This is a genomic window from Fructilactobacillus sp. X8R1C1 (assembly GCF_059900945.1).
Genome location: NZ_JBWXVH010000006.1, coordinates 67578 through 79752, shown reverse-complemented (window position 1 = coordinate 79752; position 12175 = coordinate 67578). Strand labels below are relative to the sequence as shown.

The 12175-nt window shown below is 42.5% G+C and carries 12 protein-coding genes and 1 other annotated feature; of the genes, 11 read left to right on the top strand and 1 reads right to left on the bottom strand.

Going from position 1 to position 12175, the window contains the following annotated elements:
* Window positions 1–52: 52 nt before the first annotated feature.
* Window positions 53–1678, bottom strand: coding sequence for a 6-pyruvoyl-tetrahydropterin synthase-related protein (locus AC6UD1_RS06600; RefSeq protein WP_500707636.1), 1626 nt, complete (start codon window positions 1676–1678; stop codon window positions 53–55).
* 168 nt (window positions 1679–1846) lie between these two features.
* Window positions 1847–2080, top strand: a binding site (T-box leader).
* 47 nt (window positions 2081–2127) lie between these two features.
* On the opposite strand from AC6UD1_RS06600, the gene AC6UD1_RS06595 reads away from it, so the two are divergent.
* The 11 genes from AC6UD1_RS06595 (at window position 2128) to AC6UD1_RS06545 (ending at window position 12143) form a co-directional block, all read left to right on the top strand.
* Entirely contained in the window at window positions 2128–2970 is an 843-nt protein-coding gene (locus tag AC6UD1_RS06595; RefSeq protein ID WP_500707635.1) for a MetQ/NlpA family ABC transporter substrate-binding protein, read from the top strand.
* 99 nt (window positions 2971–3069) lie between these two features.
* Complete coding sequence (locus AC6UD1_RS06590; protein ID WP_500707634.1) at window positions 3070–4050, top strand: LacI family DNA-binding transcriptional regulator; 981 nt, start codon at window positions 3070–3072, stop codon at window positions 4048–4050.
* Window positions 4051–4216: 166 nt separating this feature from the next.
* Window positions 4217–4963 carry a sugar phosphate isomerase/epimerase family protein gene (locus tag AC6UD1_RS06585; RefSeq protein ID WP_500707633.1) on the top strand — a complete coding sequence of 249 codons (747 nt, stop codon included), beginning with the start codon at window positions 4217–4219 and terminating at the stop codon, window positions 4961–4963.
* Window positions 4964–6250 (top strand): Na+/H+ antiporter NhaC family protein, encoded by a 1287-nt coding sequence (locus AC6UD1_RS06580; protein ID WP_500707694.1) that lies wholly within the window; start codon window positions 4964–4966, stop codon window positions 6248–6250.
* Between the two features lie 23 nt (window positions 6251–6273).
* On the top strand, window positions 6274–7239 hold the full coding sequence (locus AC6UD1_RS06575) for a sugar kinase (RefSeq protein ID WP_500707632.1): 966 nt from the start codon (window positions 6274–6276) through the stop codon (window positions 7237–7239).
* A gap of 19 nt (window positions 7240–7258) precedes the next feature.
* Complete coding sequence (locus tag AC6UD1_RS06570; protein ID WP_500707631.1) at window positions 7259–8194, top strand: phosphoglycerate dehydrogenase; 936 nt, start codon at window positions 7259–7261, stop codon at window positions 8192–8194.
* A gap of 132 nt (window positions 8195–8326) precedes the next feature.
* Complete coding sequence (locus tag AC6UD1_RS06565; protein ID WP_500707630.1) at window positions 8327–9730, top strand: APC family permease; 1404 nt, start codon at window positions 8327–8329, stop codon at window positions 9728–9730.
* Window positions 9731–9837: 107 nt separating this feature from the next.
* Window positions 9838–9984, top strand: coding sequence for a hypothetical protein (locus AC6UD1_RS06560; RefSeq protein WP_500707629.1), 147 nt, complete (start codon window positions 9838–9840; stop codon window positions 9982–9984).
* Window positions 9985–10023: 39 nt separating this feature from the next.
* A complete protein-coding gene (locus AC6UD1_RS06555; protein WP_500707628.1) occupies window positions 10024–10677 on the top strand; it encodes a glycosyltransferase family 8 protein in 654 nt (217 codons plus the stop codon).
* A 181-nt stretch (window positions 10678–10858) separates the two neighbouring features.
* Window positions 10859–11632, top strand: a complete 774-nt coding sequence (locus AC6UD1_RS06550; RefSeq protein WP_500707627.1) for a (S)-acetoin forming diacetyl reductase — start codon at window positions 10859–10861, stop codon at window positions 11630–11632.
* Window positions 11633–11693: 61 nt separating this feature from the next.
* On the top strand, window positions 11694–12143 hold the full coding sequence (locus AC6UD1_RS06545; RefSeq protein WP_500707626.1) for a zinc-ribbon domain-containing protein: 450 nt from the start codon (window positions 11694–11696) through the stop codon (window positions 12141–12143).
* Window positions 12144–12175: the final 32 nt, after the last annotated feature.

Genomic DNA, 12175 nt, shown 5'->3' with positions numbered 1-12175 from the left:
GGTTCTTTTTTATTAAAAAATGGGATTCACGTCACGTGAGTCCCATTTTCGTTTATTTAAAATGTTTTTTGTAAAATGCCAGCCCAAGGTATACCAGTAAAAGTAACCAAGAAATAACGCTGATCCAAATCCCAATGATGTGAACGCGGGTGCGGTGATACGTCAATTTGATGGTGTTTGCTCCCTTTTTGACGGGAATGTGGATGGCACGCTTTTGGTCTACTTTAATTGGAACGGCCTGATTGTTAACGGTCACTACGTAGCCAGGGAAGTAAACATTTGGCAAACGAACCCTGGTGGCACTTTCAGCGTCTAACTGGTACTTAATTTGATTGTACGAGGTAGTCCGTTGCTTTTGCTTTAACCCTTTCTGACCTGGATTCATTTTTAAAATAGAGTGTTCTTTGAGTAGCGGTTCTAGTGAATCGGAAGCATGAGGGAGGTAGTCCCAATAAACGGCCGATTTTCCCACCTTTTCAAATTCCTGTGGTGAAGAAGCCTGAGGTTCCCACGATTTGAGCTGCAAATTGGTGGCAAGTGACGAACAGAGACTAAGTCCTAAAACGCCTAAAAGCAGGAGAGCTCCCGTAGAATTGTTTTTGGCAAAAATCTTGGTGATAATTTCTCCGCCTAAAAACGCTAGTAGAACGGTGGTGATGATCAGAAAACGGAATGGGAATTGGATCATTCCCACCCGTTTTTGCAAAAGGTCCCACGGAAAGAGATTGGAACTAAAAAGCAGAAAGAGTAGTGAGAGGACCGTCATTGATTTGGAGAACAGGTCAAGTCGATGCCAGAAGACGAACAGCAAAATGATGATCATTAGTCCGACAATGCCAATACCAGCTCCATACTGCCACGGTCCGTTTGGAGTGGGGCCGAAAAACAGATTGGAGGCCGGGATGCTCATGTCTTGGAGCCTACACTTCATGATTGAAATTTCTTGGTCGTAGTGGTAATTCTGAATTAATGGCAGTAAAAAGAAAGCTGACAGAAAAAAGGTTCCGACGGCAGCGGCGATTAGCGCTAGGCCTCGCTTCACCTTAAGTTTCAATGAATCATGGGTTAACACGATAATAATGATCGTCATGGCAGAAAAGGCACCGGCAATCAAAAACGACAGTAGGTGGGTTAATACCAGCAGGGTTAATCCAACACTTAAGACCCACCACTGGCGATAGTTTTTGATACATACCTGATAAATGCCGTAGAGAACAACTGGCAGAAAGACAAACGCCATTCCCTCAGCCACATCAAAGCGCACAAAGAGGTCGAACGTTAGATACGTCGATAAACCATAGATGATGGCGGATGCGAGCCCAGTCACTTTCCGATTGGTAATTTTCCAGGTTGCTAGGTACATGGAGATAAATACCAGAAAGTTGATTAGGATTAGGTAAAGTAAGTAGGATGTGTACGGATTCTTAATGGCCAGATGAATCATGGCCTCAGGTAAGACGGCAAAAATCGGATAGAACCCGTTTAGCGGATAGCCAACTTTGACAAAAGTTTTCGTCATCATTCCTGGAATCATATGTAAGAAGCCACCGTGTTGAACTTGGATGTAACTCTCGTACGTCCGGGCCAGATGAAACTGCATGTCTTCGCGTGGTAGGATTGGATTGCCAAAGAAATACGGACTGATGATTGCCACACTTAGAATTAAAAATAAAATCATTGAAAATAGCGTAAAATGTTTATGTATGAACTTCGAGATGGTAATTCCCCCTTGTGAGTTAATATCGTTATTATAGAATAACTTTAAAAGTTATTCTATTTTTTCTCAAAAATGATTGACATTGAGTTTTAAAGCATGTAAAGTAACGACCATTAAAAACAATAAATTAACTAAACGGAAAAGTTGAGTAGGCAGAAGAAACTCAAAGAGAGTCTCAGGTTGGTGCGATGAGATGAGTTGGCGCTGTTGAAGATGGACTTGGAGTTTTCACCAGTAAATCGTGAGCTGGTGACGGGATGCCGCCGATATCATGGCCCGGTTATTTTTACAAGTAACCGTTGAGGTAGTCGTTGTGAGACGGCTATGAACTAAGGTGGTACCGCGAAAGCATTCGTCCTTTTTACAGGATGGATGCTTTTTTGTTTGGTTAATAAATGGGAGGAACGCAGATGAGAAGATGGGTTAAATACTTAATTTGGATTGGAATTATATTGTTTATTGGAATCACCGGATACTTCAGCTTTTTCCACCAATCAGAAGCTGAAGCGAACACCATTACCGTTGGCATCATGGCCGGATCCAAACAGGAACAGGCCATCTGGAACGAAGTGGCTAAAGACGCCAAGGATAAGTACGGCCTAAACGTTCAGTTTCAGACGTTTACCGATTATTCACAGCCTAACAACGCTCTGACTAACGGAGACATCGACGTGAATGCCTACCAAAACTACCCATTTTTGGACAATTGGAATGAAGTTCACCACACGGACATCGTGCCGGTGGGGGATACCGTGATTGAGCCAATGAGAATCTACTCCAATCAGTTTAAGTCGGTTAATGAAATTTCCAGTGGAACTTCCATTGCGGTGCCAAACGACACTAACAACGAGTCCCGGTCTTTACACGTCCTTCAGAGTGCGGGGTTGATTAAGTTAAATCCGAAAAAGGCGTTCACCACCGTCAAGGACATTACTAGTAATCCGAAGAACCTGAAGATTAAGGAAGTTGACGCCTCGCAAACGCCACGATTACTGAATTCAGCGGGAGCTTCCGTTGTGAACGGGAACTTTGCTGAAAGTTCGAACCTGAGTCCGAAGAAGGCCATTTATACGGCACCATTTACCAAGGATTCGCATAAGTGGGTCAACTTCATTGCCGCAAAGAAGCGCGACGAACATAGCAAGAAAATCAAGGAATTAGTGAAAGCCTATCAGACCGAGAAGACCGCTAAACTGATTAAGAAAGAGTCCGGGATTAATCAACAAGCGGCTTGGAACCTTAAATTTAAGTAACGCAATAAGAATTCATCAATTAATTGATGAATTCTTTTATTGGTCTGAAACAATGGTTTAATAAATGGTAGAATGAAAAAAACGATGGGAGGGGTCCAAATGAGTTCAGTAGCTACGATTAGAGACGTTGCGTCAGAAGCAGGAGTGTCAACTGCCACCATCTCACGCTACTTAAACGGAAAGACCAACCACATGTCCGATGCTACTGCGAAGCGGGTTACCGAAGCGATCAAGAAGTTGAACTACGTGCCAAACGAATCCGCCAGACAGCTCATTACCAAGCAAAGTCGATTGGTGGCGGTCATTGCGGCGGATGTTGATGATTACTTTTCCACGGAGATTTTTAAGGGTGTTAATTCGGTTTTAAAAAAGAACAACTTCATCGCGGTTTTAATGGATTCCGATAGTGATGAGCAACGAGAACTTGGAACCTTGGCTTCACTTAACCAACAAATGTTTGGTGGCGTCTTGATTCAGCCGTTAAGTAACGACCTGGACGCCTTTCAAAGCTCAATTCCCGTAAACGTGCCGGTGGTCATGTTAGATCGGCAGATTAAGGGCAGTCCGTGGCCGAGTGTGGTTACCAATAACTATGAAGTCAGTAAGAAAGCGGCGCGATACTTTAAAGACCAGGGATTAAGCCACGTCTTTGTGATTACAAATAATGTAAAAAACGTTTCCACCCGAGAACAACGACTGAACGGGATTAAAGCAGTCTATGGGAACCACGTCACGATCATTCAACCGGGAAACGATGAGGCTTCATTTCGTCAGGCATACGCCAAACTGAAAAATGACATCAAAGAAACAAATGGGGGTCTGATTTTTGCTTTAAAGGAACGGTGGCTCTTGAAGTTTTTGCCTAAGTTAATTCGGGATGGAGTCATCCGGAAGTCCGATGGGGTGCACATGACGGGATTTTCCGACACATCACTGGTAGATAATATTGATCCAGGAATCAAGGTTATTAATCAGGATCCGTTTCAGATTGGGGTTAGTGCAGCTCAGATCCTGATTGAAGGGATTGAGAGTGATTCCCAACCGATTGCGAAAAAAATTGAGATTCCAGCCCAATTTTAAGTATCAAGGCTAGCCTAGTGAGGCTGGTCTTTTTTTATGGCTTTATGGAAAACGATTACATTATTTTATAAAAATATTATGAAATAGTATTGACTACTTTTATGTAAACGTTTACCATAAATATCAATATGAAAGCGTTATCAAATAGACAAAGGAGTGGATACTGATGCGATTATTTTTAAACACATGGATCTTTGTAAATGACATCGAGGCCGGTACGAGTCAGGCAGCGTTATTCCCGCGCGTGAAACAAATGAACGTTGACGGAATTGAAGTTCGACGAGAATACATCAAGGATTTTTCAAAGGAACTGGATGAGATTGATAATGCCAGATTGAGAACGGGATTACTGGTGAATTACAGTGTCCCCGATGAGCTGTTTTTAAAGGACGGTTCAGTTAATCCCAAGTTGAGGCAATACTTTGATGAGGGTCAACAAATGGGAATTACCAAAATCAAGTTTAACGTGGGAAACTTTCGGGCGTTTGACGGTGATTTGTCCCATGCTTTTGACGGTTTACCACTCGATCAGATTCAAATGAACGTGGAAAACGATCAAACCGAGGTTAGTGGCAAAATGGCTAATGTTAAACACTTTTTAAACCAAGCGAAAAAGAATGGGCTGCCCATTAAGTACGTGTACGACCTTGGCAACTGGGCGTTTACCCATCAAAGTGCGGACTATGCGGCTGATTCTTTGTACCAGTATACCGATTACATTCATCTAAAGAACGTCAACCAGTTTGACGAAGATGACTTACAGACCGCGGACAATCTAAACGACGGCATGTTTGATTGGAAAAACATCCTGAACGAGTTACCGAAAACGGCGGATTTGGCGCTTGAATTTCCGATGGAAGACGACGAACACGTTGAACGTCAGGTCAAGTTGCTGAGAGATGAGGTGATGTAGCTGATGAATACCATTATCGCAATTCTGTTACTGATTACCTTTGCTGGCTTTATCTTTTACATTGTTAAAGGTGGGGACCTGACCATTGGGTTCTTCTTCATGGCAATTCTTTGGACCGTCATTGGTCTAATCCCATATCACATCGCTTTAACGGCGGTCTTTTCAACGCCCGCTTTGAAGTATGGTTCGACAATTATCTACATCGTCTTTGGTTCGTGGTTTGGACGAGTACTGGTTGACAGTGGCATTGCGCCATCGATTTCGCAGAAAACGAATAAGGTTGGAAAATCGCATCCCTTACTGGCAGCTATCCTAATTGTCTTAGTTACGGCCCTGCTGTTTGTCAGTTCCTACGGAGTGGGTTCGGTCATTGCCATCGGTGTCATTTTGTTACCAATCCTTTTATCGTTGGGGATTCCACGAGACGTGGCCCTAACGACGTTTGCCTTGTCGATTGGTTCGGCCATGTACGTCAACGTCGTGCTCTTTAATCAGATTAAGGCGTTCTTCCCCAAGGCTCAATACAATCTGCATTACCTTGAATTTGGGTGGGCGGCCATGGCGGTGCAACTAATTGCGGTCATCTTGTTCCTGGTGATGAAACGCCACACGTTCAATCCAAAGAATGCCGAGGCCAACCTGAAGAAAATCGGGGCAACTGACCCGGGAGACGTCGACAAGATTCCGTACATTGCGTACGCTATCCCAGTTGTTCCCGTTATTTTGAACATGGCGCTCGGCTGGGATGCCATTCCAGCCTTGATCCTTTCTAGTATCCTAGCGATGCTTGTGACTGGTAAGATGAACGGCTACAAAAAATTCAAAGAATTTCTTAATACCACGATTAAACAGTCCATTAACGACATTTCGGGCTTAATCATGTTCTTGATGGCACTGGTTATGTTTGCCGGTGCGGCTCAGTTAAACGCTGGTCGTTTCAAGGGAATCTTCAGTGCCATCCTACCAAACAGTCATTTACTCCTAGCACTTGGAATCGGGGTTCTTGCTCCCTTAGCATTGTTTAGAGGACCACTTCAGGTCTGGGGTGCAGGAGCTGCGACGGCTGCCGTACTTTCCGCTACTGGAATGTTTAACGACATGTTCTTGTTACCGTTAATGTACGTTCCAACTCTGATGGCGGTTTCAACTGACATCACTCAGTCATGGAACGTCTGGGGTCTTGACTACATGAAGGTTCGTCCCCAGCAACTACTGAAACTGGGAGTTCCGGTCATGTGGATTGTCTCCATTTTAAACGAAATATTAGTGTACTTATTCTTCGGATAGATGATTAAAGAAAGGTGAAAATTATGAGTGAATTTCTGACAATTGGTGAACCAGTGGTGACGTTCGCCTCAACCGATCCTGACGCTACTTTAGCTGATTCGACCCACTATCTAAAAATCCTTGGGGGAGCGGAACTAAACGTGGCCATTGGTGCTAAACGACTGGGACATTCCGCCGAGTACGTGTCTCAAGTAGGAACCGATCCGCTGGGTAAATATGCCAAAGACGTGATTATCGACCACGGTGTTGGCATTGACTACGTTAAAGACGATCCCGATCACTGGACGGGTCATCAATTAAAACAGATGGTGACACATGGTGATCCCCAGACGTTCAACTATCGCACGGGATCGGCCGCTTCGCATTTAAAACGGGGAGTCATTGACGAGATTAATCTTGACGACGTCAAAATGGCTCATCTAACGGGGATCTTCCCGGCTTTGTCATCTGAAGCGGAAGACTCATATCGTGCATTAATGGACCGATTGATTAATAATGAAATCAAGATAACGTTTGATCCAAACCTGCGTCCCGGACTGTGGGGTGATCATGATCGAATGATTAAGACGATTAACGAATTGGCTAAAAACGCTGACATTGTGATGCCAGGTGTAAACGAGGGCAAGGTTCTCATGGGAAATGATGACCCAGAAAAAATCGCTGACTTTTATCTCCAAAATGGCGAACGCACGAACGCGGTGCTCATTAAGTTGGGCCCTGATGGTGCGTATGTGAAGACCAAGGATGGTGATTCATACACGGTCTCCGGTTTTAAGGTCGATCACGCCGTTGACACGGTTGGTGCCGGTGATGGGTTTGCACTCGGGGTAATTACCGCACTACTAGAGGGCAAAAATCTAAAGAGTGCGGTCATGCGGGGAAATGCCGTTGGGGCGCTCCAAGTTCAGACGCCCGGTGATAACGACGGCTATCCTACTCCAAGTGAATTAAATGAATTTTATAAAAAAGAACACGTTAGTGAATCGTAAGTAGATGGGAGAGATTATGATGGCTAAAAAAGTTGCAGTACAAGCAAGTTTGGCTCCAGATGGAAAACAGCTACTGAAAGACAGTGGCTTTGATGTTGTGGAATTACCTGACAAGAAGATTTCAACGTTGCTTGACATGGCCGCCGATGCTTATGGCATCCTGATTGGCACGACCCCGTTTCCAAATGACACCATTGAAAAGATGCCGAACTTAAAAATCATTGCTAGAAACGGTGTGGGTTATGACAACATCGATGTTCCCTTTATGTTACAACATGGCATATATGTAACAATTACGCCGCTCGCCAATGCCTCAACGGTTGCGGAGACGACGTTAGCCGAAATCTTTGACGTATCAAAGAACGTTACCAATGATTCGCACGAGATGCGTAAGGGGAACTGGAACTACAAGAAAGATCATATGGGTTTTGATTTAGAAGGCAAGGTCCTCGGAATTCTCGGTTATGGCCGAATCGGCAAGATGGTCGCTAAGAAGGTGAGTGGACTGGGGATGAATGTCATCTACAATTCACCCCATGCTGAAGACTCTGAATACGGTAAAGCGGTTAATCGCGATGCCATCTTTACTGATTCAGATATCGTCACTTTACACATGCCAGTGCTACCCTCTACTAAACAAAGCGTTGGTAAACGTGAATTTGAGATGATGGACAACTCGGCGGTTCTCATTAATTTGGCTCGTGGAGCACTCATTAATACGAATGATCTAATCGACGCTTTAAAGAGTCACGAAATTAAGGCCGCTGCCCTGGATGTGTTTGATTCTGAACCACTACCAATGGACAGTCCACTCTACAAGCTGGATAACGTCTTGTTGACACCGCACATTGCCTCTAACACGGTGGAATGCATGAACCGGATGGCGCATGACGCTGCCAGTGAAATTGTAAAAGTCCTAAAGGGTGAACAACCACAGTGGGCGGTTAAAAAGTAAAAAAATTAATTAAGAACTGGGATGCAAGGGTCTCAGTTCTTTTTTATTTAAGAAAATCTTTAAAAAGTAATTGTCATCATCTTTTTTTCACGGTACAATTCAATGCAATACAAATGAAAAGGAGTGATGCATATGCATAATATGTTCAAGAGAGAATCGGTTGCTAGTTTCGTCAAAGCCGATGCCGGCTTAAAGCGAACACTGACCGCTAAAGATCTAATCGGTCTGGGCGTCGGAGCCGTTGTCGGAACTGGGATCTTTATTCTTCCAGGACACGAAGCAGCTTTACACGCAGGACCAGCAGTCGCACTGGCATTCTTGCTTGCTGCCATCTTAGCTGGGGTCGTGGGCATGGCGTATGCCGAGTTTTCGTCGGCAATGCCCGTTGCTGGTTCAGCATACTCCTTTGGAAGCGTCGTTTACGGCGAGATTATCGGGTGGATTCTTGGTTGGGGACTAATCCTAGAGTACTTCTTGGCAGTCTCCGCTGAGGCCACTGGATTTGCTTCGTACTTTAATAACAATATTTTAGCCGCCATTGGGATTAACATTCCGAAGTTTCTTCAAAGTGGGCCGATGGAGGGTGGTATCGTCAACATCAGTGCCGTTGTCATTACCCTGTTAGTTGGATTACTCGCTTTAATGGGAACTAATTTTTCCAAGAAGATTGAAAATGTTGCCGTGCTGGTCAAGATTGGCATCATTGTTTTGTTTATCGTTGTGGGTGTTTTTTACATCAAGTCAAGCAACTACGTTCCGTTTTACCCGAAACAATTTCACACCCCTCCGTTTGGTTTAGGGGGAATCTCAACCGCCGCTGCCACCGTCTTTTTTGCTTTCATGGGCTTTGACGCGTTGGCATCGAACTCCGCTGAAACCATTAATCCTAATAAGAATATGGCCAAAGGAATTCTGGGAACCGTTCTAATTGCGGCCGTCCTATACGTCGGGTTCTCTTTGGTCCTGACCGGAATGGTTCATTACTCACTACTAAACGTTGACGATCCAGCCGCTTTGGCATTCTCCATGGTGCACCTGAACTTTATGAACAAGTCCATCACGATTGGAGCGCTGTTTGGGATTTTCACCGCCATGGTCACCATGGTCATCGGGAGTTCCCGACTGGTTTATTCACTTGGACGTGACGGACTGATTTCTAAGAAAATGGGAAAGATTAACCACAAGACCGGAATTCCGACTTATGCGGTTTGGTTAGCCGTCATCATTCAGGCCATCTTTGCCGGGGTTGTTCCTTTGACCCAACTAGTTTCATTGATTAACGCTGGAACTTTGGTTGCGTTTGCCTTTATCTCATTTGGGATCATTCCATTGAGACGAAGAAAGGACATCAAGAATACTGGTTACAAGATGCCACTTTACCCATACCTGCCAATTCTAGCCGGACTGATGAGTATCTACTTCATTATCATGTTACCGAACGTGACCAAGATTGCGGTAATTGGTTGGTTAGCACTGGGAATTGTGATCTACTTTGTTTACGGGATTCATCATTCTCGATTGCAAAATGAAGAATAATTGATAAATGGGAAGCCGTGAGATGGCTTCCCATTATTTATACATAATTGTTGAGAAATATATTCAAATGTGGTGAAATAATATCAAATAAATTATGGGAGTAAAATATGACTACAAAACAACCAATTGAAATTCTTGTAACTATCAATCAAGGGTACATTAATCCATTAAAAATTATGTTATATTCACTTAGACTTAACAATCCAGATGTTAATTTTAGAATTTGGGTTTTACAAGCTGATTTTACACCATAAAATAATCAACAACTTATTAATTATGCTGGTGAACTGCATATGGAACTTCAATCAATCCAAACGGGTCAAAATTTAAAAATTCCAGATTCTTTTTTAAGTGTTTATCATTATCCAAAAGAAATGTATTTTAGATTATTATGTGGTAATGTTCTACCAAAAGATTTAAAAAAAGTAATTTATTTGGATCCTGATCTTTTAGCTATTAACGACATTCAACCTCTTTGGAATCTCCCCCTAGATGGAAAAATGTTTGCGGCTGCAGTTCATAAAGGGCTTACTGACATTATGAGATCTATTAATAATCTACGTCTTGATACCGATGGGGGTTATTATAATTCAGGAGTTATGGTAATGGATTTGGATCAAATGCGTAAAAAAATTAGGCTTCAAGACATTATTGATACTATTAAAAAGTACAATGATTATCTAATTTTACCAGATCAAGATATTCTAAATTATTTATATGGCAATGATACCAAGGAAATCTCTGAAGATATCTGGAATTTTGATGCGCGTCAATCCTTAAATTATTTAACTCGTAGTGGGGGAAAAGAAGACCTTGATTGGGTTATGAAAAATACGGTTATAATTCATTTCTGTGGTAAACCCAAACCATGGCAGCTTAATAGTAATTCTCCATATACAGCACTTTGGCTTAATTACCAACAAATTGTTACCAATCAATTAAATTAAAATACAAAATATATAGATTATATACTGGTTAATCATGATTTATTTTTGAACTGGCATTTAAATTAAATAAGTAAGAATGGAAAACTAAGAATAGTTTTCCGTTTTTTATATCTTAGAAGCATTTAGCTGTGATAAAATTAACATAAAGATTGATTATTATAGTAAGTGAGGAAATTGAACGATGGATAAGAAAGTGGCTCTAGTGACAGGTGCTGGACAAGGAATCGGAGAGGCTATTACCAAACGATTGAGTAAAGATGGCTTTTCCGTGGCACTGGTTGGTCGTCATTTGGATAAGGTGGAAGAGGTTGCTAAAGAGATTCAAAGTGACAATGGGGACGCCATTGCCATTAAAACCGATGTTGCCAATCGTGACGAAGTTTTTGCAGCCGTTGAAAAGGCCGCTAAACACTTTGGTGACTTCAACGTGATTGTGAACAACGCTGGAATTGCGCCAACCACACCAATCCAGGCCGTTACTCCAGAGGTCCTGGAACAAGCCGAAAAAATTAACGTGGGTGGTACTATTTGGGGAATCCAGGCTGCCGCTAAGAAGTTCAAAGAACTTGGGCATGGCGGTAAGATTATTAATGCTTCATCTCAAGCTGGGATGACCGGTAATGAGAACTTGACCGTTTATGGTTCAACTAAGTTCGCTATCAGAGGAATTACTGAAACAACCGCCAAGGAACTTGCCGATGACGGGATTACCGTTAATGCATACTGCCCTGGCATCGTGGTCACTCCCATGATGAATGATATTGCCCAAAATGTGGCTGATGAAGCCGGGAAACCATTTGAATGGGGAATGGAACAGTTTGCAAAAAACATTGCCTTGAAACGACTTTCAAAACCTGAAGACGTTGCTGGCTGTGTTTCATTTTTAGCTGGTCCTGACTCTAACTACATGACTGGTCAGTCACTTTTGATTGATGGTGGAATGGTATTTAACTAAATAATGGGACTCTGGCAAGGTGTCAGAGTTCTTTTAGTACATATTAAAAGGAGAGATTAAAATGACTTTAAAAACAAGATTTTGTCCTAACTGTGGAGCTGAAATTCCAGTTGACGTGAAGTTCTGTACGAAATGTGGGTACAAACAACCTACTATTGATGAGTTGGAAGAAATGAATCAGGAAGAGGAGACAACTACGGTTGAAGTTGGCTCAAATGAAAAACAAGACGATGGTCAACTTAAAATTGTGATTCCTGTTTCAGTTGGTGCAATTCCTGATGGATATGAATTCAAGCAAAACGGGTCAGTGGCGTTAAGTGACCACTATATTCCAGATGATGATCAGATTTTGCGTGAATTTCAACAGGAAGCTTTTAATAAAATTAGAGATATTGTGAAAGAAAATAATTGTGATGGTGCCTTTAACTTGGCAATTCAGACTCAAATTGACGGAGATAGTTCAAAAATGTTCACTTTCGCCTATTTTGACATGGCAAATAGTGTAAAATAAAAGTAGATGTTACATTAGCATCGATTTAAATA